This window comes from Streptomyces sp. NBC_00461 (assembly GCF_036013935.1).
Lineage (GTDB): Bacteria > Actinomycetota > Actinomycetes > Streptomycetales > Streptomycetaceae > Streptomyces.
In genome coordinates, this window is record NZ_CP107902.1 from 10,287,457 (window position 1) to 10,311,099 (window position 23,643).

Annotated in this window: 22 protein-coding genes and 1 pseudogene; 15 read left to right on the forward strand and 8 right to left on the reverse strand. The window is 70.3% G+C overall.

What is annotated here, in order from left to right:
• The first annotated feature begins 175 nt into the window (after positions 1 to 175).
• The 9 genes from OG870_RS47535 (at position 176) to tpg (ending at position 9,750) form a co-directional block, all read left to right on the forward strand.
• Positions 176 to 1,741 carry a Mu transposase C-terminal domain-containing protein gene (locus OG870_RS47535; protein WP_266593258.1) on the forward strand — a complete coding sequence of 522 codons (1,566 nt, stop codon included), beginning with the start codon at positions 176 to 178 and terminating at the stop codon, positions 1,739 to 1,741.
• On the forward strand, positions 1,738 to 2,565 hold the full coding sequence (locus OG870_RS47540; protein ID WP_266593260.1) for an ATP-binding protein: 828 nt from the start codon (positions 1,738 to 1,740) through the stop codon (positions 2,563 to 2,565). The genes OG870_RS47535 and OG870_RS47540 overlap by 4 nt, the downstream gene beginning before the upstream one ends.
• The gene (locus OG870_RS47545) at positions 2,559 to 3,377 is read left to right on the forward strand and encodes an ATP-binding protein (RefSeq protein ID WP_266593262.1); all 819 of its coding nucleotides are present in this window, start codon (positions 2,559 to 2,561) and stop codon (positions 3,375 to 3,377) included. The genes OG870_RS47540 and OG870_RS47545 overlap by 7 nt, the downstream gene beginning before the upstream one ends.
• Complete coding sequence (locus OG870_RS47550) at positions 3,374 to 4,804, forward strand: hypothetical protein (RefSeq protein ID WP_266593264.1); 1,431 nt, start codon at positions 3,374 to 3,376, stop codon at positions 4,802 to 4,804. The genes OG870_RS47545 and OG870_RS47550 overlap by 4 nt, the downstream gene beginning before the upstream one ends.
• Positions 4,801 to 5,586 (forward strand): hypothetical protein, encoded by a 786-nt coding sequence (locus OG870_RS47555; RefSeq protein ID WP_266593266.1) that lies wholly within the window; start codon positions 4,801 to 4,803, stop codon positions 5,584 to 5,586. The genes OG870_RS47550 and OG870_RS47555 overlap by 4 nt, the downstream gene beginning before the upstream one ends.
• Before the next feature lie 513 nt (positions 5,587 to 6,099).
• Positions 6,100 to 6,672 carry a hypothetical protein gene (locus OG870_RS47560; protein ID WP_266593268.1) on the forward strand — a complete coding sequence of 191 codons (573 nt, stop codon included), beginning with the start codon at positions 6,100 to 6,102 and terminating at the stop codon, positions 6,670 to 6,672.
• A 65-nt stretch (positions 6,673 to 6,737) separates the two neighbouring features.
• Positions 6,738 to 7,124: a hypothetical protein gene (locus tag OG870_RS47565; protein ID WP_266593270.1), complete on the forward strand. Its 387-nt coding sequence runs from the start codon at positions 6,738 to 6,740 to the stop codon at positions 7,122 to 7,124.
• A gap of 16 nt (positions 7,125 to 7,140) precedes the next feature.
• Entirely contained in the window at positions 7,141 to 9,189 is a 2,049-nt protein-coding gene (gene tap, locus OG870_RS47570) for a telomere-associated protein Tap (RefSeq protein ID WP_323179503.1), read from the forward strand.
• 6 nt (positions 9,190 to 9,195) lie between these two features.
• Complete coding sequence (tpg, locus tag OG870_RS47575) at positions 9,196 to 9,750, forward strand: telomere-protecting terminal protein Tpg (RefSeq protein WP_266593276.1); 555 nt, start codon at positions 9,196 to 9,198, stop codon at positions 9,748 to 9,750.
• 133 nt (positions 9,751 to 9,883) lie between these two features.
• Here the strand turns inward: tpg and OG870_RS47580 are convergent, their stop codons facing one another.
• Positions 9,884 to 11,305 (reverse strand): hypothetical protein, encoded by a 1,422-nt coding sequence (locus OG870_RS47580; protein ID WP_266593278.1) that lies wholly within the window; start codon positions 11,303 to 11,305, stop codon positions 9,884 to 9,886.
• Positions 11,306 to 11,790: 485 nt separating this feature from the next.
• Here OG870_RS47580 and OG870_RS47585 point away from each other — a divergent pair, with 485 nt between their 5' ends.
• The gene (locus OG870_RS47585; protein ID WP_266593280.1) at positions 11,791 to 13,161 is read left to right on the forward strand and encodes a Fic family protein; all 1,371 of its coding nucleotides are present in this window, start codon (positions 11,791 to 11,793) and stop codon (positions 13,159 to 13,161) included.
• A gap of 233 nt (positions 13,162 to 13,394) precedes the next feature.
• Here the strand turns inward: OG870_RS47585 and OG870_RS47590 are convergent, their stop codons facing one another.
• Positions 13,395 to 14,057, reverse strand: a complete 663-nt coding sequence (locus OG870_RS47590) for a hypothetical protein (protein ID WP_266593282.1) — start codon at positions 14,055 to 14,057, stop codon at positions 13,395 to 13,397.
• A gap of 203 nt (positions 14,058 to 14,260) precedes the next feature.
• Positions 14,261 to 15,325 carry a hypothetical protein gene (locus OG870_RS47595; protein ID WP_266593284.1) on the reverse strand — a complete coding sequence of 355 codons (1,065 nt, stop codon included), beginning with the start codon at positions 15,323 to 15,325 and terminating at the stop codon, positions 14,261 to 14,263.
• Between the two features lie 180 nt (positions 15,326 to 15,505).
• On the opposite strand from OG870_RS47595, the gene OG870_RS47600 reads away from it, so the two are divergent.
• From OG870_RS47600 to OG870_RS47615, 4 genes are all read left to right on the forward strand, one after another.
• Positions 15,506 to 15,769 (forward strand): helix-turn-helix transcriptional regulator, encoded by a 264-nt coding sequence (locus OG870_RS47600; RefSeq protein ID WP_266593286.1) that lies wholly within the window; start codon positions 15,506 to 15,508, stop codon positions 15,767 to 15,769.
• A 170-nt stretch (positions 15,770 to 15,939) separates the two neighbouring features.
• Complete coding sequence (locus OG870_RS47605; RefSeq protein WP_266593288.1) at positions 15,940 to 16,791, forward strand: DUF6083 domain-containing protein; 852 nt, start codon at positions 15,940 to 15,942, stop codon at positions 16,789 to 16,791.
• Between the two features lie 3 nt (positions 16,792 to 16,794).
• Positions 16,795 to 17,271 (forward strand): hypothetical protein, encoded by a 477-nt coding sequence (locus OG870_RS47610; RefSeq protein WP_266593290.1) that lies wholly within the window; start codon positions 16,795 to 16,797, stop codon positions 17,269 to 17,271.
• On the forward strand, positions 17,268 to 18,761 hold the full coding sequence (locus OG870_RS47615; RefSeq protein ID WP_266593292.1) for a UvrD-helicase domain-containing protein: 1,494 nt from the start codon (positions 17,268 to 17,270) through the stop codon (positions 18,759 to 18,761). The genes OG870_RS47610 and OG870_RS47615 overlap by 4 nt, the downstream gene beginning before the upstream one ends.
• 87 nt (positions 18,762 to 18,848) lie before the next feature.
• Here the strand turns inward: OG870_RS47615 and OG870_RS47620 are convergent, their stop codons facing one another.
• The 3 genes from OG870_RS47620 to OG870_RS47630 all read right to left on the reverse strand — a co-directional run bounded on the left by OG870_RS47620 (position 18,849) and on the right by OG870_RS47630 (position 21,363).
• A complete protein-coding gene (locus OG870_RS47620) occupies positions 18,849 to 20,087 on the reverse strand; it encodes an RNA polymerase sigma factor (protein WP_323179509.1) in 1,239 nt (412 codons plus the stop codon).
• Positions 20,071 to 20,412 carry a YciI family protein gene (locus tag OG870_RS47625; protein WP_266593294.1) on the reverse strand — a complete coding sequence of 114 codons (342 nt, stop codon included), beginning with the start codon at positions 20,410 to 20,412 and terminating at the stop codon, positions 20,071 to 20,073. The genes OG870_RS47620 and OG870_RS47625 overlap by 17 nt, the downstream gene beginning before the upstream one ends.
• 258 nt (positions 20,413 to 20,670) lie before the next feature.
• Positions 20,671 to 21,363, reverse strand: a complete 693-nt coding sequence (locus tag OG870_RS47630; RefSeq protein WP_266593296.1) for an SDR family oxidoreductase — start codon at positions 21,361 to 21,363, stop codon at positions 20,671 to 20,673.
• Positions 21,364 to 21,530: 167 nt separating this feature from the next.
• On the opposite strand from OG870_RS47630, the pseudogene OG870_RS47635 reads away from it, so the two are divergent.
• Positions 21,531 to 21,965, forward strand: a pseudogene (locus OG870_RS47635) (DUF4158 domain-containing protein); the annotation flags it as partial.
• 120 nt (positions 21,966 to 22,085) lie between these two features.
• Here OG870_RS47635 and OG870_RS47640 read toward each other — a convergent pair.
• Complete coding sequence (locus OG870_RS47640; protein WP_266593298.1) at positions 22,086 to 22,427, reverse strand: transcriptional regulator; 342 nt, start codon at positions 22,425 to 22,427, stop codon at positions 22,086 to 22,088.
• On the reverse strand, positions 22,424 to 23,548 hold the full coding sequence (locus OG870_RS47645; protein WP_266593300.1) for an RDD family protein: 1,125 nt from the start codon (positions 23,546 to 23,548) through the stop codon (positions 22,424 to 22,426). Before OG870_RS47645 ends, OG870_RS47640 begins: the two co-directional genes overlap by 4 nt.
• Between the last annotated feature and the right edge of the window lie 95 nt (positions 23,549 to 23,643).

The window sequence follows — 23,643 nt, forward strand, 5'->3', positions numbered from 1 at the left end:
CCCACTCGTTCCAGTGACAGCCTCCTCCGATTCGGTCACGCCGCATTTAGCCTCAATCCACGCTGTGCGGCACCCGACCGTGCCGCCTCTGTTACCTCTGCCGGGGGAGGCTGTACTTGAGCGCTGCGCCGCTATTCACTTGCTGGTCTTACAGGTTCTGCCGACGGTGATCACCGTGGACGATGAGTCGGAGACGGGTCTGGAACGGCCCCGCGACGAGCTGAGGCCTGCTGCCGTCCGTCAGATGCTCAGGCTGCGGGAGTCGGGGGAGCTGACCACCGCGCACATGAGGCTCATTGCCGAGTCGGTGGACGTGAGTCTGCGGCAGGCGTGGCGCTGGCTGGCCGAGGCGGAAGGGTCCGGCTCACCGGAGAAGCCCGAACGTAGGCGTTTCCGGATCACCGAAGAGATCATCGATGTCCTCGCCGACTACCGGGGCAACGTCAAGCGTGCCCACGAGCATCTGGTGCGTGAGGCCAAGAGGGCGGGGGAGAGGCCGATCGGCCTGACCACGCTGCACGACGCCATCGCCCGTGACCTTGACCCCGGTTTCATGGCCGGGCTGCGGGAAGGCATCCCAGCTGCCCGCGGTTTCGATCCCGCCTTCCAGCGCCCGGCGGTCGCCCGCAACCAGGTGTGGGAAGGGGATCATAAGCAGGCCCCGACCGTCGTGATGATGCCCGACAAGAAGCTGTCGAACGTGTGGGTGACGTGGTTCGAGGACCGTGGCACCAGCAACGTGATGGGCTGGGCGGTCACCGCCGGCTCTGCGCACCGCGGATCGGTCCTGGCGGCCGTGCGGGCCTCTGTGCTGCGTGAACCCCCGTACGGGCCCGCCGGCGGGCTGCCGCACCTGGTGAGGGTCGACGGTGGCTCCGACTTCATGTCCAAGACAGTCCGGCGGACCTTCGGTCTGCTCGGTGTGCCGATGCACAAGGTGCGCAGCGCCCGCCACAAGGGCGGGATCGAGCGGCTGAACGGCACCGGTGTGACCCGGTTCTTCGCTGACCTGCCCCGCTACACCAAGGCGCCCCTGCTTGACCACCGTCGCCGCGTCGGCGACCAGGACCCGCCCCTGACCTTCGAGGCGTTCGTCGACAAGCTGCGCCAGTGGGTTGAGGAGCACAACACCCAGCACGTCCTTGAACGGACCGGGATGACACCGCTTGAAGCGTGGCTGAGCGATCCCACCGAGATCCGGCCCGAGCCCAGCCCGGAAGAACTGCGCGCGTTCATGCTGGAGAGCGACAACAAGATCCACAAGGTCACCAGTCACGGAGTGGAGTTCCGTAACCGCTACTACATGCCGGAGAAGGGGGTGGGACGCATCGGTCTGGAACTGCGCGTGCGGTGGATGCCCCACCACGACCACGAGATCGACCTCTATACCTTCCGTGGCAACCGCTATCTCGGCCGGGCCTTCCTCAGCAACGAGGCCAGCGAGGAGATGCGCAAGGCAGTCCTCAGCGACCGTGACGAGCACAGCGAGGTGCTGCGCCAGGCCTTGAAACGCTCCGCCGATCGCAGGCGGGAACGCCACCTGCCCTCCACTCAGCCCGAACTCCCCGTCCGTGCCCTCCGCATGACGGAACAGGAGGCACGCGCCGAACTGGAGGGCACCACCCCATCCACACCGCCGCGACGGCGCGTACAGCCCTACCAGCCCCTGACCCCGCTCCCGCCCACCTGGCGGCGCCCCGGCCAGACCCCTGTTCCTTCAACGGAGGACGACGCCTCATGACCACTGCTCCGAAACGCAAGCACATGCCCAAACGCCGCGCTGCGCCGGACGCGGGTCAGCCCGCCACGGCACCGCGCCGCCGGCCTGACCTGCGTCCGCAGTTCTTCCTCGGCCTCGAGGACTCCACCCTGGTCGCCACCGACACCCTGTTACAGATCAAGGACACCGTCATCGACACCGTCGAGTCGAAGGCCATGTCCGTGATCTACGGCGACGCAGGGCTCGGCAAGAGCTTCAGCACCCGCGCCACGATCCAGGAAATGAACCCGGACCTGATCCTCCCCTTGGACTTCGCACGCTCCCGCCCCGGCCCGAAGGACCTGCGCGAGGAGCTGTTCCACCAGATGAACCTCAGCTGCAAGATGCCCGGTACCCCCACCGCGTTCGACAAACTGCTGCGCGAGACTCTGCCGCGGCGCCCGTACGTGATCGTGTGCGACGAGGCCCAGCAGTACCGGCGGGAGAACTTCGAGTTCCTGCGCAAGCTGTGGGACAACTGCGACCCCAAGCCCGCCATCATGTTCGTCGGTGGCCGGGAGGCCTACGAGACCCTGCAGAGCGACCCGGCGCTCGCCTCCAGGATCTACATCCGCCTGGAGATCCTCGCCATGACCGAGGACGAGGTCCTCAAAGCCGTACCCGACTCCCACCCCGTGTGGCGGGACGTCGACGAGGCACTGCTGAAGCGGATCGACACCCAGTACACCCTGGGCTCCTTCCGCGAGTGGGTCAAGGTGACCAAGCACGTCCTGAAAGGCATGGAGCACTTCGGCGCCGAGCAGGTCGACGACCGCATCGTCGACTGGGCCCTGGCCCGATGCTGACCGAGACTGCTGCGCAAGGGTGTGCGGCCACGCAGCCGTTTCCCCTCGCCGACGAGCCCGCGCCCCGCGAACTGCACTTCCTCAGTCTGGCCGGGGCAGGCACCGTCGCGACTCCCGGCCTCACGGCAGTCCAACGCGCACTCGCCGATGCCCACCGTCAGCAGCGTTTCCTGTGCGTGCTGGGCGACGCCGGCGTAGGCAAGACCTTCGCCGTTCACACCACCGCCCTTACCCGCTTTCCCGAGGCGCACCTCCTGCTGCGCCTGGGCGCCAGGCCAGGACCGGCTGACCTGCGCACTCACTTGCACTACGCCCTCGGGCTGAAAGGCGAACCGCCCGGCGACCCGGCGGCCTCCGACTCCCTCATCCGCCGCGCGCTCGACGCCGGGCCGCACATCGTGGTCGTCGACGAAGCTGACCGGATGCCCGACACCTGCTTCGAATACCTCCGCTTCCTGCACGACGACCTTCCCGCCGGACTCTGCGTGGTCCTGATCGCCGGACAGGGCGGTGAACGGGCCCTGCGCGCCCAGCAGATGCTGCACACCCGCACCGCGGCCTGGCTGACCCTTGTGACGATCGCCGGCGACCAGCTCGCCCGCATCATTCCCGCCCTGCACCCGCTGTGGCACACCGTTGCACCGGATCATCTGCGGATGCTGGACGGCCGCTTCGCCCACGGCAGCTTGCGCCGCTGGGCCCTGCTGACCCACCACGTCCAGCGCGCCCTGGCCGCCGCCGGCGCCACCCACCCCGACTCCGGCCTGCTGTGGCAGGTCATCCGCCGCATCGACACCTCACGCCAGCCATGACCGTGACCTCACCCGCCCACCTCGTCACAGGGCCGGCGCCGCCGCCCGTCACGCTACTGCTGGACACCCACGACGACCGCACCATCCACGCCGCCGCCTACCAGCGTGCGCACCCCCACCGCGGCCGCATCACCACCGACCCCACCCCCCACACCAGCAGCCTCGCTTACCTCGCCCTGGACCTGCTGCGTGCCATGGGCCGCGACAGCTTCTCCCGCCCCGATGCCGAGCGGATGTCCACCGATCCGGCCTGGCGCGCGGTGACCTGCTGGACGCTGCACATGGGCCTTGCGGAAGCCATCGTGCTGCGCGCCCACCGCCTCACCCCCGAGCGCCTCAAACGCCTGGCCACTTGGCGCACCGAGACCGGTATCCACCTGATCCTCATCGCCCACACACCCACCCCGGCCGACGAACAGCGCCTCAACGAACGCCTCACCGCCGCCAACCTGACCGACCTCACCGCCGTGCGCGGCACCGACACCATCCTGAACGCCATCGGCCCGGCTGCCACCGGCCGACGCCACGGCCCGCCCCCGTCCGACCACGCCTATCCGCTGCCCAGCCTGCCCCGCAGCGGAGTCGCCGCCTTCCGCGCCGACTGCTGGCGCCGCCAGAACGACCTCGACTTCGCCCACACCGACGGTCAATACCGAGCCGGCTATGCCGCCGCCCGTACCTGGCTGGCCCGCCACCCCCCACCACCGCCACCCCCCGACACGCCTCAGGCCGAGGACGCCGGTCCGGACGGGGCCACCCCCTGGCGGAACATGGAAGGCCTGCGCCTGTTCCTGGCCCGGCTGACCGTCCTCAGCCCCAGTCCCCAGCACACCCTGGCCCGCGTCCGCGGAGCCCAGGCCGCATTCCTCAGCCAAGCCCTCCTGCTCAACGTGCCCGACGACCTCGCCAAGCACGGCGGCCCCGGCATCACCACCGTGCCGATCACTCCGCGTGTGGCGCACATCCTCACCACCCAGCTGCCCAACCCGCTGCGCGCCGCCGCCGTCGCCGCCCTGCTGTTCACCGGCACCAGCCAGTCACTGCTGTCCATGACCCAACTCGCCAGCGTCGGCGAGCACGCCACTCTCCTGGCCATCGACCGCGACTCCCGGATCAACGTCGGCGTGCCACCCGGCCCACGGCACCTGTACGCCATCCCGCCCCGCGCCCGCCCGCTCCTGGCCGCGGCCCTGGAATTCCGCCGCCGCACCCCACGCACCGCCGACCACCTCGGACTGTTCGCCAACTGCTTCGGCACCTCCGAACGCTTCGACCACCTCATCCGCGACGTCAGCCTCCACATCCCCACCGTCCTCCACCCCCACACCACAGAGGACTGGCACACCGTTGCCCGCTGCTGGCACCTCAACACCCCCGCCCCGGCCATTGCGCCCACCATGCCCCCAGCACCCGGAGCACACCCGTGACCCACCCGCTCCCGCACCCACCCAACCTTCTGGATTCGGCAGCCTTCGACCTGCCCTACCTACGGGCGCGGGCATCCCAATGCCGGCTCACCGACGACGAACTGACCGCGCTGACCGGCATCCCCACCGCCGACTGGGAAGCCCGTCTCACCCCGCAGAGCCTCAGCAGCGCGGCGATGATCGCCCTGGCCCACATCCTGAACACCTCACCCGAATCCCTGCTCTGCCAGCCCGGCACCGCCCGCGCGGGCCCTCGCCACAACCCACAACTCACCCCCCAGGCCGCCGTTCTGCACGCCGCCCTCATCGAAACCGGCCCCGTCCACCCCGACGACCTCGCCTCCGCCCTGGAATGGAAACCCACACGCCTGACACGAGCCACCGCAGCTCTCAAGGCCCATCTCGACCAGCCCAACAGCCCGCAGCGCTTGATCTCTACCGAAACGACCATCCATCTGGCCGCCACACCCGGACTGCTGACCTCCCGCCAGCTCGACAACCTGCACCACGCCGGGCACTGCGCCGCAGCACTCAGCCCCACCGAGGCCACCGCCGCAGCACGCCTGCTCCACCACACCGTGCTCGGCCTGCCCGTTAACGCCTCGGCCGCTCAGATCCCGCGCCTGATCAACCGGCGCCTGCTGGCCCCCGTCGGCCCGCCAGCCCCCCACCCCGACCTGCTGTTCGCCCTGGGCCTGACTGCCTCCCCGATGACCGAACACCCGCCGGAATCCGCCACCACGGTACCCACCGGCGCCCAGGCCGCCCTCGCCACCCAATGACACCCGCCCCGCGGCCCCCGGCCCTGCCGCCGGCAGCCTGCTCCGATCACCAGGGATCCCTGACATGACTTCTGTACCCGGCCGACTGGAAAGAGGCCAGTACTCCTGGCAGCTGGCCCGACCAAGCCCGCCCTGGTGCCGACCCCCGCACCGAGCACGGCCAAGACCGCGATCGATGACGCCATCAAGGCCGGCGGTATGACGTGCCTTCATGGAGACGCCGACGCCAGCAGGACACTCGCCGCGCTCCGCAGCACCGCACGCGAGCAAGTGATCTGGGCATGGCTCGGTTTCCGCTCGTACGCACCCTGCGCGAAGACCTCTTCCGCGCCCTGAGGATGGACGGGCCCGTGCCCCGCAAGCAGCCGAGGTGCTGATGGAAGTCCGATCGAGCGCGGCATCACGTCACACGACTTACTCCGGGGGCGCCATGAGCGACCTCGTGCCACATGCCGGTGAACAGCGCACATGCTCATTCCGGGCAGCCGTATCACAGCGGCGCTGGCAGATGCCATGAATCCCATCAACGCTCTGGGAGAGACGAGCGTCGACCTTCTGGTGTGCGGGCCCGGCCTGCACGAGCCACCGTCATGGGATCTGCTGTGTACTCCGCGGCGTCCGCCCGTCAGGGTGGTCGTCGACAGCCGCGATGACGTCGGATTCACGCGTGCTGCCCTGCAGATTTACAACCCGGCGGCAGGTCACCTGGTGGTCCATCCCGCTGAGCCCCACCGTGAGCGACAGGTGTGGGACGAGCTGAGCCAGGCCTTGGGGGAGGGGCCACCGCCTCCCGAGGGGTCCTCACTGGTTCATGGGAAGCGTGAGCACAAGGCTGCCTACGCCGTGGCCCGGACCCGGGCCGCCCGCACGGTGACGTTGCTGCGCACCCATCTCATGCACATGGGCATGTGGACCGACCTGGTCCATCTGCACCGCACCACCCGGGTAGCACTCATCCTGGTCCACCACGCCGAACTCCCCGAGGACCTCAGGCATCTGCTGCAGCACTGCGACCACCAAGTGACCGACACGATCGGGGGCATGAGGACGCTTCACTGCATCCCGCAGCTCGGTGTATGCCCCTGAACACCACCCATACTCAATGAAACAATAATACGTTGTTTCATTGAGCAATGAGGTAAGCTGGGCACATGGCACATGATGCTCGCGATGAAGCCCGGCGGCGGTTGTCTGCCCTCGCGGAGGGCCCAACCGCTCAGTGGGGTCCGGCGCGCAGCCTGGAACGCGATGCCGTCCTGCTGGGGCGGCTGCTGATGACTGCCGCCAACTACCAGCAAACCGGCGGCCGTGCGGCGGACGTGACCCCGGATGATCTCGGTGCGGCGCTTAGCTTGTTCGAAGACATGCGGCATCAGCTGGACCGGTTGGAGTCCCAGGTGGTCATCGAAGCCAGGCGCCGTGACATGGACTGGCGTCAGATCGCGCAGCATCAGGGGCTGAACTCGCAGCAGGCTGCTTCGCAGCGTTATCAGCGGCTGATGACCCGCCTCGAAGAGATCCGCCAGGGCGTCAGGTAAGAAGGGGAAAGCCCAGATGACGGACCAGCCGCAGGAACTGTTCGCCGCTGTCGACTCGCTGCTTGCCGCCGTCGACGACGGTACCGTGCTGCCTTTGCCGGCCGAGCGGGTAAGACTGCGTGAGGCGGCCGGGCTGACCCGGGCCGCCATCGCCCAGGCGCTTGGTACGCGGGTGCCGAGCATTGAGGGGTGGGAGGCCGGCCGGTCCGAGCCGACGGGGGAGCGCCGCGAGGCATACCGCCATTTGCTCGAGGGGCTTGCTCAGCGCCATCCCGCCCCCTCGCCCTCCAGCCGGCCCGCAGCCCGACCGAAACCGCCTTCTGTGCCCTCGACCCAGAACACACCGGCGCCGACGGCACGTCCTGCTCGATCGAGCGGACCAACGCGTGCTGCCGACGCACGGTTTCCCAACGGGCCGCTGGCGGTGCTGGACGGGGACGGCACCGCCTACTGCCTGGGCGGGGTGCTGCTGGAGTGCCCCGCGGCCACGATCCCGCAGCTGGCTGACTGGGTGCTGCGTCAGTCCGGGCTGGGCGCGGAGAGGCTGCACCGGCACGGCAAGGACTCGGACCCGCTGATCGTCCTCACCGCTCAGGCAACTGCCCGCTTCGGCCTGCCCGCGGAGCTGGAGGACCGCCGGGGCCTGCGCCTGCCCGACGATCATCCAGTGGTGCGTCAACTCGCCCGCGCGAAGTGGAAGCTGACGCGCCGTGGGTTCGGCCCCTGGCCGCGTATCTACCGGCCGGCCCAGGACGGGCGCCGCCAGTGCGTGCAGCTCGCCGTCCTGCCCTGGGGCGCCCTCGACGCCCGTTCCTGGGGGACAGCCGACCAGCTGGAGCCGGCTGAACTCGCCCGCCTGCTCGGCACCTACGCCACCCGTGTGCTCACCCCCTGCGGCTCTACCGCCGTCACCGGCCTGGAACTGATGACCGCGCTGCGCCCGCCTACCCGCGCGGTGAAGGACCCCGTCACCGGGAACTGGGTCTCCGGCCCGATGCCCGGCTCGCTGACCGAGGCGGTGGAGTGTGCCCCGCCCGAGGCTCCCGACGGACACCCGGCCGTCGCCGCCTTGTATCCCCGCTTCCACCAGCGCACCCCCGACCAGGTGTTGGACGAAGAGGCCTACCAGTGGGCGAGGCCGCTGACGGACGAGGAGTGCATGAAGCCCTATGTCGTCGGCATCGACGTCAACATGGCCTTCGCCGCGGCCGCCAACCGGCTGACCGTCGGCCTGTCCGCCCCCGTCCACGTCCACCGCCCGGCCTTCGACACGAAACTGCCCGGCTCCTGGCTGGTCGACCTCTCCCACATCCGCCTCGACGAGCGCCTGCCCAGCCCGTTTACCCCGCACGGCGAACGCCCCACCGGCCCGGCCTGGTACGCCACCCCAACCGTCGCCTACGCCGTCGAACTCGGCTACACGATCACCCCTCTCGAGGCCTACCTGCGCTACGAGCACGGCCCCTACCTGGACGCCTGGTACACCCGGCTGCGCGACGCCTACATCGCCACGATGGCCGACCTCGGGATCACCCCCGGCATGCCCGAAGAGCAGTACCTGGCCGCGATGGCCGGCCACCAGCACACCGACCCCGTCCTCGCCGCCGTGCTCAGCGCCATCAAGGCCACCGTCAAAGGCGGCATCGGCAAACTCCGCGAGCGGGCCCGCAGCGGCGGCTGGCGACCGGGCGAGCCCTGGCCCGCCCTCGCCCGCCCGACCTGGCGCCCCGACATCCGCGCCGCCGTCATCGCCAACGCCCGCGTCAACATGCACCGCAAGATGCTCAAGCTCGCCACCCACGCGGACCTGTACCCGGTCGCGGTCCTCTCCGACTGCGCCGTGTACGCCTCCGACGGCCCCAGCCCGCTCAACTTCCTGCCCTACCGGGACGGCAAGCCCCTGCCCGGCGGCTTCCGGCTCGGCGTTTCACCCGGGATGGTCAAACACGAGGGCACCCAGAGCGTGCTGTGGGCCGAAGGCCTGCTGGAAGAACATGGCCCGGACGTGAACATCGCCCGGCACATCAAGACCGGCATCATCTCCGGCCAGGACGAAGGGGAGTAGGCACCGATGGGCATCATCGCCGACAGCCTCGACCAGGCCGACGCCGCACACTTCACCCGCCCCATCCCGAAGTCGGCCCAGAAACAGATGCAGTTCCTGGTCCGACAAACCAAGGGCACCAGGGCCGCGGCTGACCTGCTGGGCATCACCCAGCGCACCGTCGAGCGCTACGTCAAAGGACAGCTCAAGCAGCCTCGCCACGACCTCGCCCAACGGCTCGCTGACGAAGTCCGCAAACGATGGCAGCCCCGAGTCCGCGACCGGGCGAAACGACAGGCCGCCACGACCAGCGGCATCGTCATCGACACCCGGGCACGCTTCGGCTTCACCGCCGCCCCCGGTACCACCGACGACCCGCGGCTGAGGCCCATCACCCAAGGCCTGCCGCCAGCCTACGCAGCACGACTCTTCGACGCCCACGCCGCCGGAGCCACAGAGCAACAACTCCAGGACATCGTGACCGAAGGACTCCAGGAGATCTACTTCAAAGACCGCGGACGACGCGCACACGGCCTGCTGGTGGACTTCACCGACCTCGACTACCTCGACGTCGACTACTGAGCAGAGCGGCCCCCTCCACCAAGGGCCCCCGCCTGCTGAGCCAAAGCACAATAGTTGTCACCAAGGCAGGCGTGCTGTCACCAGGGCCACCGGGCGGCGAGTGCTGAGCAGAGTTCGGGACCGCGGTGCAGTCTCAGCTGTCCAACCCGGCTTCCCACTTGCGCCGGCGCAGCAGGTGGTCGCTGAAGAGGTGTCGGCTCCGGTCGAGCAGTTCACCCACCTCCGCGTCGCCGCGCGGCCCGTCAGGCGAGGGATGCCAGCGCTGCACTGATTGCGCGGCCCAGGTGCGCAGCTTCACATCGGGGTCCTCGAAAAGACCGACAGCCGCCCGAAGCGCCACGATGCCGCCGCACGCGTCGAGCAGCCGGAACGCACCGACGCGGACGTGCCGCGGACGCTCGGAGCTGATGCGCTCCAATAGCCAGTCGGCGGGCAGGTCCTTGGCCGAGGGCAGGAGGGCGGCGGCGGTCTCGCGGACGACTCCGGCGGCAGGGTCGTCGAGGAGCGGCCACAACTGCTTCGCATCCACGCAGTCCAGTGCCCGCAGCCCTGCCACCGCTCGTGCCCGCACCCCGGCCGCCGGGTGTACGAGCAGCGGTCGCAGCAGCCTGGCGTCCGCGCGGTTACCGCACTCGGCCAGCCCGATGACCGCACCGGGCGGCAACTCGGGGTTGTCCGGTGCCGTGCACCGCTCCCGGTACCAGGTCGTCGGGTCACCTCCCTGCTGTCGTACGACGTACCGGGCGCAAGCACGCACGAGCGCGGACCGGTCGCTGAGAAACGGTTCCGCCTGCTCTGACCACCCTGCCCGTCTCAGTGCGGTGACGCCGGCCGACCGGGTACGCGGGTTGCGTGCGGACAGCAGTGGAGGCAGCACACCCTCGTAGGTGTCCTCATCCCCCAAAGCCGTGAGCGCCGCTGTGGCACACAGGTCCTGGACCACGGTGTCCTGGTCCCGGGCGGCCGCGCGGGCCAGCTCGGCGGGACGGAGTAGTCGGCCCTCGATGGCCAGCCGGTACGCGAATCGCCGGACGATGCGGTCGGGGTCAGCGAAGAGAACAGCGAGCTGCCCGTGGGATGCCTGGCGCAGGATCTGGCCGAGCACATCGACGCCGAAGGCACCCCTGTCGCGGCGGCCGACGCGGAGGATGAGCGGCGCGAGGTCGAGGGCAGCGTGCACGTTCAGGGCCTCGCGCAGCAACTGCCGGGCGTGCTGGCGCACTGGGCCGACCCAATCGGCGCAGCGGATCACGACCAACGGCAGCAGACCGGGGTATCGGACCGACTGGCGCAGCGCCTCCTGACGGATTCGCCCGTCGCGGTGGCAGAGGGCGAGTGCGAGCCGAGGCTCGCCGAGCTGAGTCAGGTCGGCGGGCAGTGGGGCGGAGTGCTCCCACCCCGGCAGGAGCTGCGGGCGGCGCCAGGCCACCTCACGCACTCCTGCGTCCAGCGCGAGCCAGTCAGCGGGGTCGGCGACATCCAGCGTGCTGTGAAGCGGCGCACCACCCGCGAGCCGCGTCGCTGCCGCTGTCCCGTCCTCGATGTCCTCAAGCATTCCCGCCCCTCCAGCAGTCGTACCCGGTGATCGTAGGAGGCGGGGTTCGCGTAGGGCGCGCGAAATATGGCCCGTGATCGCCGAGGGCTGCCGCTCGGCACCCTGCTCACCAGAAGCCGAACGCGGTGACATCGCCCCTGCTTCGCTTGCCGCTGGTGACAGGTAGCGCGTCGCATCGGTGACAACGACCATGCTTTGTCCTACTGAAGCTGCAGGCCAGCGGATGCCGAGGGTGACAACTATCGGGCTTCGGCACATCGTTGTGGTCGGGTAGCCGGGTCACGGCAACGTGACCCGGCTACCCGACCACAGTTGTGATGAGCCGAAGCACGTTGGTTGTCAGACAGGCAGGCTTGTTGTTACCAGATCGAAGCGCGGGCCCTTCCAGGGTGGCAGGCGGAATGCGACTGCTTCGGCTGGCGCCATAGCACTTCAGTCGGTAATCCGCTTGAACTGCAGGCGGGTGGGCGTGGCAGGCTTACGCGGTGATTGTCGAGCTGGCCCCCGGTTTTCTGACCTGGGGCGATGTGGATCCCGCCCGTCGCTTCTTCGACAGCGCGTCGGCGCCGCAGGTGGTGCGGTCGCTCGGGCCTGCTCGGAGGGTGCCCAGCCGCCCTGACATACCCTTGGGCGACCCGGTGATGAGCGCCTGGAGTTCGGGCGAGGGGCAGCCCTGGGCAGATGCCATGTCGCACGCCCTCGCCGAGCGCTACGGCCGCTGGACCGCGGGCTGGCGCTGGGCGCACGACGAAGGGGACTTCGACGGAGGACCCGTCGGGAACTGGTGCTGCCCGCGAGACTCGATCACCACTCCGCAGGAGACGCTCGCCCGCGTCGTCGCGGCCCTCTGCGAGTGGCGCGAGTGGCTGGAGAGTCTCGCTGGGTGGTTCGACGCGTACCCGTTGAACCTGGCCGAGGTCGACGACCAGCGGATGTTGTGGGAGCGCGCCGCCCGAAACCTGATTGTGCAGGTGACCGACCGGACCGGCTGCGGCAGTGGCTGGCACGGGCACTGCCGTCAGGTGCTCACCTGGTTCCTCAGCCGCTGGAACGTCGCGCCCGACGTCGCGGAGAAGCTGGTCGACGAGGCGATCGGCGGGCGGTTCGAGAGCTGGACCGGACCCGACCTGGCGCTGGTCGAGGACGTCGCCGAGCGACTCTCGCTCTCGCTGCGGCCGGACCACGCCGAACGAGCGGGCGGGCTCGCGCAGGACCACCTTGAGCGCTGGCTCGCGCTGCGCGAGACCGTGCCCTGGCACGAGGCCCCGGACGGGGGCGGCGGGGAACCGGTGTTTCCGTCACGCGACGGTGCGGTGGAGGACATCCGTGCCTTCGACGGCGCCATCGACCCCGCCCGCGTCGAGGGCCTGCTCGCCGCCCTGGAACTGCTGCGGGCCGACGCGGCACGCGGCGCACGACTCGACTTCGAGCTGCTCCGGCGCTGGCAGCAACATGTCCTGGGCTCAGAGCGGTTGCCGCCGTTCCGCGAGCTGCCGGCCTTCGCCAAGGGGGGCCGGGAACGTTACGGCATCGGCCCGGACACCCGAGCTCGCCTCGATGCCTGTCTGGCTGAGAGCGCGCGGAACGCCGAGCGGTCCCTTCCGCTCACTGCTCGGGCTGCACGTGCCTATCTCGACGTGTGTTTCTTCCATCCCTTCGACGACGGCAACGCCCGGTCTGCCTTCCTTGCCCTCGTCTTTGTCCTCGCCCGCGAGGGCGTCGCGCTCGACGGGGTCAGCCTGCTGCGTCGCGTCACCTTCCAGGCCGATGAGCGGCAGGACGCGTTGACCCTCACGCGGTACGTCGACATCCACCTCGCGGAGACCCGACGCAACACCGCCTCCCTCGGCTCCTAGCCGTTGGACAAGAAGGCGCTGCTGAGACCATCTGAGTTGCTGGATCGTACGGATCCGTCCTGCAGCCCAGACCGCGGCGGCGTACCGGAGCCGGTCACAACTGCCCCGCCTCCGCGCTGCTGGTGACAAGTAGCGTGCCGACCTGGTGACAACTGCCCTGCCTCGCCGTACCGAAGCCGCAGGTCAGTAGGCACCGATGGTGACAATTATCGTGCTCCGGCTACCCGACCACATCAGGCCGGCGAGTGAGGAGCAGCGTCTTCGGGCTGCGCCTCGGTCGGGGAAGTAGTTGTTGGCGCCGGTACGTCGGGGGCGGTGTAGAAGACTGAGCTGCCTTGCTTGGTGCGGTGAGCCTGGCTCTTGGCCACGAGTCCTTCGAGAGTGACGCGCACGACCTTGGTCTTGATTCCGCGTTCGGGATGGGCCTGGCCGAGCGTGGCGGAGATTTCCGCAGCGGAGCGTGGTTCGCTCTGCTCGGCGAGGTGGCGGCGGATGAGTTCCACAAGGGTGGGCTGGGTTGTCTTGGAAGCGTCTGCGGTCTTGGCTGCGGGCTTCTTGGCGGCTGGCTTCCTGGCCGTCGGGCTTGCCTGCGCGGCCGTGGCCTTCCTCGCCCTTCGCCTGCTGCTTGGTTCGGCGCTGGTTTTCTGCCGGGGAGAGGGCACTGCGGTGCTCTCGGGCGTGATCGCCGACTTTGCTGGTGCTTCGGTGATGCCGAGTGCCTGCTGCATGTTCACCAGCACGGTGTGGTCCTGCTGCAGGGCGGTCAACTGTTGTTGCAGGGCGGTGATTTCCGCACTGACGCGTTCCTGTTCCTTGAGATTGTGTTCGAGGTCGTCGGTCACCCGGGCGATGTACTGCGATGTCAGTTCCGTGGTGCTGGTCGTGCTCTCGGACATGGCGCTTGACCTTTCCTCGTGTGCGGCCGTGAGGGCGGCGTCTGCGGGCCGCTCCTGACGGGGGCAGCGTCCTGTCGGCCAGTGCCGAACGGTGCCGCAGAGCGGACGCCATCACTGCAGCATGTGCCTTGGCGTAGTGATGGTACGGACCGGCGGAGCCGGTTGTTCCCGCGCAGGCGGCCTTTCTCGGCCCGTGGCCGGCCTCAAGGCAGTGGCGCCTGGCATCTGCAGGACGGTGCTGCTGGGCGGGTTCGTGTACGGGGCTGGGGCAGTTGCCAGAACACTTCGTCGCTCTCCCGGTTGTGCTGCCAGGCTGCCAGCGTGCGGGTGGTCACCAGCCGGTCGAGGAGTTCCCCGGTCTGCTGCGGGGAGTGTCCGCACAGGCGGGCGAGGACATCCATGTCGGTGCCGTGGTGGGTGTCGGCCACGGTGTGCGCGGCCAGCACGAGGACGGTCAGCCGCAGGGCGGGCGGTGCGGCCGGCAGGGCCAACGGGGCGGGGTGCAGCGCCCAGTGGGCGGCGCGGCGGCGGGCGCGGCGGCCCGGCGCCTGGTCGAGGACCGCGGCATCAAGCAGCCGCGCCCGCACGGGCAGCGACCTTGCATCCGGCGGCTGCAGCCAGCCGGCGTGGGCCAGTTCCTGCCACAGCTCCCGATGTCCGCGCAGGCGCATGCCGCGCAGCAGGCCGGTCGGCAGCCGGACGTGGCCGCGGGTGTCGGCGCGCAGGGCGCACTGCAGGCCCAGCAGCCGGGCGGCGGGAGAGGTGAACCGGGGCAGCGCGGCGCCGAGGTAGGTGAGCATCTCCCGCACGCGCACCCGCTCGTCGGCCTGCGCGGACGGCCCGGTGTGTTCGGCAGACGGCGTGCGGGCGGCGTCGTGCGGCCGGGAGGGGCTCAACAGTGTGTCCGGCACCACCGCGGTATGGCTGGTGGCCGCCGCGCAGGCGGCGCAGGTGTCGGCCAGCCGCCAGGCGCGACCGCTGCCCTCGAGGGTCAGGGCCAGCAGTACCGGCCCGGCGCATCCGCGGCGCCGCGGATGCCATACACAGCCCTGCACCCGGCACTGGCAGCTGCGCAGATACGCCGGCAACGCATCCGCGCGGGCATGGCAGGCCAAGTGCGCCAGGGCGGCGGAGCGCGCGGAGGAAGCGGTGAGGGGAGAAGTGTGGGCGGTGCAGGAGGGGCAGACAAGCGTGGGACCGCCCGCGTGCGGACGCAGCTCCACGGTCCAGATGCGCCGCACTGCGGCATGCGCGCCGGCAAGCCTCATCGGCTGCTTGTCCTCCCGTCTGTCCGCGCCGCGGTGGTCGGTGCCCCGGTCGCACGGGGGCCGGGACGGACGCACCGTAGTGCAGATTGCTGCACCGTGGATATCACCGTCCCTCCACCCTCGACGAAAGTGCAGAAACCCGCACTGACGGGGCAGGGGTCTGCACCGTCGGATGGTCAGGTGACGATCTTGCCGCCCGACCCCGACCTCACTGCGCTGCGCGTCGTGCTCGCGCGCCTGCGGGCCGAACGCGGTTGGACCTTCGACGAACTCGCCGACCGCAGCGGTCTGGCCCGGCGCACCCTCATCGACCTCGAACACGGCCGCACCACCGGCAGCGTCACCACCTGGCACACCCTCGCCCACACCTTCGACGTGCCCATCGAGCACTTCCTGGGCACCCTGTGCGACGACCACACCCCGCCCGGCACGGCCGCTTCCTGAACCCCCGCTCCGTCCCGGCGCGCACCACGCAACAAATCACCCGATCGAGCACTCAGGCATAGAACAACCATCCGCAGTAACGCTCATGTGTGCGGGCTTGTTGGGCTGGCCGGGGGACATACCCCCGACACGTTGCTCACGCCTGCGTGTCGCCTGGCACGGTCCGGGCCATGTGCCCCACACCCGCCCCCGACGGCCGTCACCGGGACGGCAGCCCCCGCGCCGCCCACCGCCCCCGCCCGCTCCGGGTGACGACCACCAGCCCCAGCCGCCTGCTGCGCGCCGGCCAAACCGGCCGCTGCCGCCACTGCGGCCACCGCATCGACCTCTACCAGCGCCCCGACCAGCGGCCCATCGCCCTGCACCCCGCGGAACTGGCCGCCGCCGACGTCCCCGAATCCTGCCGCTGGCACCTCAGCGGCGGCATCGCCTACCCGCACGGCGACAACAGCGCCTGGTGCCGCATCCCGCATGCCGTGCTCTGCCCCCACCGCACCCCGACCTGCCAGGCCGGCCCCCGCCTCGAGGCGATCCGCCGCCAACTCGCCGTCCGCACCCGCCGCCTGATCGACACCGGAGGCCTCATCCCCGCCTCACCCGCCGCCCCGCAGCCCGCCTCCCGCACCGGCGGCCTCGGCCGCCCCGTCGTCCAGCTGCTGCTGTGCCGCTACCTCGCCCAGCAGCGGCTCGAGGACCCGCGCTGCGTGGCCCAGACCCGCCACCGTCACCGCTGCCCCAACCCCATCCTCGCGAGCCCGGCCGGGGTGTGGAAACTACTGCCCGCCACCGCCCGACACGGCCAACTTGCCCTCCCCGACGCTCTGATGGCCGTCTACGACCTGGGCCACCTCTCGTACGGCGAACAGCTGCGCTGGCGCACCCAGCGTTTCCCGGCACACGCCACCGCCCCCGGCGCCGCCGACCTCGCCCTGGCCGGCTGGCAGCCCTTCGACCCCCTCCTGCACGCGGCGCACATCCACACCCACCTGCCGCCCCCGGCCCGCCCGCACCGAAGGGGCTGACCCATGCCGCACCACGCACTGGAAATCGTGCTGACCCGCCCCCTGCCCCCGGCGGCCCTGCACCGCGCCGCCCGCGTGCTGCCGCTCGCCGCCAACCACGACGCCACCCGCCTGATGGCCCTCATCCCGGCCAAGACCCCCCACCGGGCCGCCCGCCGACTGCGCCACCGGCTCGGGGAACGACTGCCCATCGACGTGATCACCACGCACTACCCGGACACCGAGCACAAGGTGCTGCTCAACGTCGCCTTCCCGCCCGCCGCGCACGCCGCCCTCACCGCCGCCGCCCGCCGCGCCCAGCAGACCCCCGAACACTTCCTGGAACTGGCCCTGCGCCGGGCCCTGGCCCAACACGCCGACCAGGAAATGGACCGCCTCGACAGGGCAGTTGGCCAGCTGCTGGCCCACACCACCCCCGCCTACCTGATCTCCGCCGTCGGGCACGCGCTCACCCGGCTGTCCGAGAGGCCCACCCCGTGAACCCCACCGACGAACAGACGGCAGCCGCCGACGCCTTCCAGGCCGGCGACCACCTGGCCCTGCAGGCCGGCGCCGGCACCGGCAAGACCACCACCCTCGCCCTCCTCGCCCGCACCACCACCCGCCGCGGCCGCTACCTCGCCTTCAACCGGGCCATCGCCCAGGACGCCCGCACCCGCTTCCCCACCACCGTCCAGTGCAAAACCGCCCACGCCCTGGCCTACGCCGCCATCGGCCACCGCTACACCCAGCGCCTGAACGCACCCCGCCGCCCGGCCTGGCAGACCGGACAGGCCCTCGGCCTGACCAAAGCCCTCCGCATCGCAGAACGCGAGATCTCCCAACGAGCCCTCTCCCACACCCTGCTGCGCACCGTCGCCCGCTTCTGCCACACCGCGGACGAAGCCATCACCCGCCACCACGTACCCCGCCTGCGCGGCCTGGAAGAGACCGACCTCCACGCCCAACTCGCCGCCCACATCGTGCCCTTCGCCCGCAAAGCCTGGGCCGACCTGCACCACCTGGACGACGGCGCGGTCCGCTTCGACCACGACCACTACCTGAAAATGTGGGCCCTCACCCAGCCCAGGATCGACGCCGACTTCCTGCTGCTGGACGAAGCCCAGGACACCAACCCCGTCGTCGAACACATCTTCCTCAGCCAGCGCGACCACGCCCAGCTCGTCATGGTCGGCGACTCCGCCCAGGCCATCTACCACTGGCGGGGCGCCAAGGACGTCATGACCGGTTTCGACGGCACCCAGCTCGCCCTGTCGAAGTCCTTCCGCTTCGGCCCTCACCTCGCCGAGGAGGCCAATCGGTGGCTGGCCATCGCCGACGCCCCCCTCCGGCTGACTGGTACCGAGACCGTGCCCACCGAACTCGGCCCCCTCACTCGGCCCGACGCGGTGCTGTGCCGCACCAACGTCGGCGCCATGGCCCACGTCATGAGCCTGATGACCACCGGATGCCGGGTCGCCCTGGTCGGAGGCGGAGACAGCCTGCGCGCCCTGGCCCTCGCCGCCCGCGATCTGAAGGAAGGCCGCCGCACCACTCACCCCGAACTCGTCCTGTTCCCCTCCTGGGGCGAACTGCAGGACTACGCCGCCTACGACCCCGCCGGCCGCGACCTGCAGCCGCTTCTCGACCTCGTCGACACCCACGGCACCGACGCCATCCTCGCCGCCGTCGCCTGCCTCGCGCCCGAACAGCATGCCCAGGTCACCGTCTCGACCACCCACAAGGCCAAAGGCCGCGAATGGCCCCGCGTGAAGATCGCCGACGACTTCACCCCGCCCCAGGACCCCGACCAGGACACCGATGTGCGCCAGGCCGCACCCGCACCCATCGACGACAGCGAGGCCCGCCTCGCCTATGTCGCCGTCACCCGCACCCGCTCCCACCTCGACCTCGGAGGCCTGTCCTGGATCCACGACCATCCACACGGCATGCCATCTCCCGCATCCTGCGGACGGAGTTCCTGCAACTGAAGTCGAAGCTCCCACTCCTGTGGTCATCCGGCCGGCACTTGGCTCCAGGGCGCGAGGGGAGGATCCGTTGTGATCTTCCTCGGCTCGTTATCCGGGGCTTTCGGCGCCGTGCAGGCGAGCAGTGAGCAGGGATTGTTCGGCGGGGTTGCTGGTGAGCCGGAGGGCCTGTGCGTCGGCCTGGCGGGCGTCGTCGGTGCGGCCCAGGGCGCGCAGGAGCGCGGCCCGTGTGGCGTGGAAGAGGTGGTAGCGGCCCAACTGGTCGGCCAGTGCGTCGACTTGGGCCAGGGCGGTGTCCGGTCCGGTGTGGCTGACGACGACGGCCCGGTTCAGGCGGACGACCGGGGACGGGTCGACCGTGAGCAGCATGTCGTACAGCTGCAGGAGCTGGGGCCAGTCGGTCGCCGGCCAGCTGGGGGCTTCGCAGTGGACGGCGGCGATGGCGGCCTCGATCTGGTACGGGCCGGGGCGGCGCAGCGCGGCGGCCCACTCGATCAGGGTGACGGCGCTGCGGATGCGGCGGGTGTTCCACCGGGAGCGGTCCTGCTCGGCGAGCGGCACGAGGCTGCCTCGGTCGTCGAGACGCGCCGGCCAGCGGGCGGCGTGCAGGCGGATCAGCGCGAGCAGACCCAGGGGTTCGGGCTCGGAGGGCAGGGACTGGGCCAGCAGGCCGGCGAGCCACTCGGCGTCGTCGACCAGTTCCCGGCGCACCCCTGTGTCGCCTGCGGTGGTGAAGCAGCCCTCGTTGAAGACGAGGTAGATCACCCGCAGCACCTGCTCCAGGCGGCTTTTGAGCTCGGCGGGCTCCGGGGCGCGGTACGGGATGCCGGCCTTGGCGATCTTCTGCTTGGCGCGGGTCAGGCGCTTGGCGAGGGTGGCCTCGGGCAGCAGGAAGGCCCGGGCGATCTCGGCGGTGGTCAGTCCCGCCACGGCGCGCAGCGTGAGGGCGACCTGGGCGTCGGCACCGAGCGCGGGGTGGCAGCAGGTGAAGATCAGCCGCAGCCGGTCGTCGGGTTCGCGCTCGGCCGAGGCGGGCAGGGCGGCGAGCTGTTCGAGCTTGTCGCGGTAGCGGCCCTCGCGGCGGATGCGGTCGAGCGCCTTGTTGCGGGCCGTGGTCAGCAGCCAGGCGCCGGGCCGCTCGGGCGGCCCGGTAGCCGGCCAGCGCTGCAGCGCCTCCACGACGGCCTCGGCGACCATCTCCTCGGCCAGGTCGAAGTCGCCCAGGAGGCGGACCAGGCTGGCGGTCAGCCGGCCCGCCTCCTCGCGGAAGACCCGCTCGAGCAGCGACCGCGCGGCGGCGCCGTGGCGCGGGTCAGCGCTCGACGACAGGGCGCACCTCCACCTTGCCGTCGGGCATCGGGAAGCTCGCGGCGAGCTCCAGGGCGGCGTCCAGGTCAGGCACGTCGACGACCGCGTAGCCGCCGATCGCCTCCTTGGCCTCCAGCAGCGGGCGGTCGATCAGGGTGGAGCGGCCGTCCTCCAGCACCACGGTGGTGGCGGTGTCCGGCTCGCGCAGCTGCTGCGCCTCCACGATGGTGCCGTCGGCGAAGTGTTTGCCGATCCACTCCCCGATACGGCCGAACACCTCACCGCGCTCCTCCTCAGGGCCGTCCTCCTGCCAGGCGCCCCGGGTCAGCAGCAACACGTACTTCATGGCTTCCTCCTTGCTCGTGATGTCTCTGTACCACCACGACGAACAAGGCGGCGCCGAAAGGACAGGTCCCTCTCCCGAATCCGGCAGCAGCGCCACGGTGACCACCGGATCCCCCAACAAACCGCCGGCGATGACAGTCCAACGCCCTGGCGCGGAAGGCGGCAGCGGCGATCGTGTGCCTGCATACGCCCCCGAGCGGACCCGCATACGACGTTCTCGTCGCGCCCGCCGGCGCGCGGGCGCCAGGTCGGGGCGCGGTCAGCTGTGCACGTCGATCCGGTAGCGGTCGGCCAGCGCGGCCACACCCAGAGCTTGGCCGGTCAGCGCCTGGCGCTCGTTGTCCGCGGTCAGGGCAACGACGGCGCGACCCACGCCCTCAGGTGACTGGGACGCACTGAGATCCAGGTGCTCCGCAAACCGCATCACGCCGCGGTGCGCCCCAGCCCGGGGTGCAGGGCCACCGAGGTGACGCCGTGCGGGCGCAGCTGCGCGGCGGCGGCCACAGCCAGCCAGCCGGTCGTCGGCGGCCTTGGCCATGCCGTAGGCGTGCTGCTCGCCCTCGGGCACGGCGAACGAGACCGTCACCACCAGACTGCCCGGCGTCTTCATCAGCAGGGGCGCGCACAGCGAGGTCGCCACGTAGTGGGCGCGTACCCCGTGCGTGAACATGGCGTCGAACAGCTCCAGCGGCTGCTGCCACAGCGGGGCGTTCCACTCCTCCCAGGCCCCCGCGTTAAGCCGCTCGTACCCGGCCCAGACGTTGTTGATCAGCAGGTCCAAGCGTCCCTGCTCGGCCGTGATGCGCTCGGCGACCGCCGCCACCGCGGCGTCGTCCCCGTGGTCGCAGACCACGGGGATCCCCTGACCGCCCGCCGCCTGCACCTCCCCGGCCGTCGCCTCCACCGTACCGGCCTCAGGTGACGCCGCCCGGCTGGTCGAACGGGCCGTCACGTAGACCGTCCAGCCCTCCTGGCCCGGCCCTGTAGTCCTAGCTCAGACACCAGGGAACAAGTAACCCGCCGGTAGGTGCGGTAAGGCTTGGGTCTGCCGTTTCCTGCTGCGGGGGCGCCTCGTTGGGCTGATCGGATGAGTGTCCGAAGGGCCGACGGCAGGGGACGGGTGTGCGACAGGAGTGGTCGCCGGAAGACGTGGTGGCGTGCTGGACGCTGGTGGATGGCGATTGGGGCCTGGTGGCCAACAAGTCCGGTCCGACCCGGCTCGGCTTCTGCCTGATGCTCAAGTTCTTCGAGATCGAGGGCCGGTTCCCGGAGTTCATCGAGGAGTTCCCGCAGCCTGCTGTCGAGTACGTCGCCGGTCTGGTCAGGGTGTCGGTGGCCGAACTCGCGAAGTACGACCTGGCGGGCGCGAAGCGGCACCGGAAGCAGATCCGCGAGGCGCTGGGTTTCCGGCCGGCGCTGTTCTGGTCGAACATCAACCCGTACGGCACATTCCGCCTCAACATGGACAAACAGCTCGAACTCCGAATGCCGGTCACGGTGCCCAGCGCACGGCGTCATACAGCCAGGGCGCAGACCATGTCTCCGCGCAGTTGAGTTTCCAGGCCAGGGCCTACGCTGTGTGGACCACCTCTGCAGTGAACATGATGCTGACAGTGGCCGGCGACGAGGTGTTGCCGGTGCCCCTGCAGGCGCCACCCGGTGGGATCAACGGTCTCACCGCGGTGAGGACCCGTGCTCCTCGAACTGGCTCACGAGCTGCTTGAGGGTGGCGATCTCGGCGGCCAGCGCCGCATCGCCAGCATCGGTGATCTCGGCCCAGGTCCGGGGCCGCCGGCCCTCGTACCCCTTGATGAGAGTGGCGAGCCCCTCGGCGGCCAGCACTTCCAGGTGCCGGCCGAGGTTGCCGTCGGTAAGCCGGAGCTGCGACTTGAGATAGGGAAATGTTGCCTTCCGTACCTGGCCGAGCACGGTCAGGATCCCGAGCCGGGCACGGTGGTGCACCACGTCGTTGAGACCGACGGAAGGATGCGGCTGCTCTGTATGCCCGTCATTCATCGACTCTGCTCCTGGCGCAACGTGAGACTGCCGGCGACGAACAGGCTCATACCCAGCAGTGCGAGGATGACGGTCGTCCCGTGCTGATCGAGCAGGTGGGCCGCCGGCATTTTCGGATACGTGTTGGTCAGACCGGTCGACAGCGCATGGAGGGGCTGTTCCAGCCCGATGACGAGGCACGATGCGGCTGCGGCAGTGGTCAGGACCCGGCTGTGCCGGACGAGTCCCACGGCGAGGAAACCCGCTGCGGTGATCGCCCCGCCGAGCGAGAGGAACGCGCCGAGGACCGCCGCGCAGCCGGCCATGACAGCGATGACGACGATGTCGCGTTCCCCAGGCCCGGCACCGTCACTCAGCCGGAACCGGCGATACCACCACGCTGTGACTGCGATGCCGATCGGCCCGGCGACTACCCAGTACAGCCAGGGAAGAACGAACAGGTCGCCGAATTGCTGCAGGTCGGCTCCCGCTCCGACCAGTTCGATCAGGCCGAGGACGATCATCGGTACTGATGCCCGGTGTAGATCCCCTGCGGAACGTCGCCGCAGATGCTCAAGGTCTGCCAGGACAGACCGCGCCTCGGCGGGGTCAATGTTCGGCCGGACCGGCACGGGCAGGGGTGTCACCGCAGGTGCGGCGCTGGTTGCCACGCGCACCACCTTGGTGGCCGCGGCCAGGTCATGTGGCAGGCGGTGGCCGGGGATGACCAGCATCAGCAGGAAGTACGCCACAACAATCGCCGGGTGGACCTCCGACAGCAGCCAGACGGCGGCGACCAGGACGAGGGAGCGGACCACGGCTCTGGCCGGGCCCGGCGGGCAGGCGCTGTCAGTGCGGCAAACTCGGAGTCCGGTCGCCCGCATGCCCAGCGTCCCACCGCCGGCCACCGTGCCGGTGAGATAGAGCCACACCGCAATCATGACCGTCGCGCTGACATAGCCCGGAACGGCCTGGTCGTACGAGGTGACCGGGGTATTCGAAACGAACATCCAGGTCCATCCGCAGACCAGCAGGATCGCGTAGGCGACCACCGCATCCAGTATGGCCGCGCCGCTTCGGGCACCGAATCCGGCTGCCTCCAGGCGGTCCGCGCCCCGTGTCAATCCTGCCTCTGGCTCCATGGATACTCCCCACCGGCGAGAACTCTATCGTGCAGAGGACTATACGGAGCAGGGTTGATGGTGGCAACGGGTTCGGCAGGCGGGTGGCAGGGTCG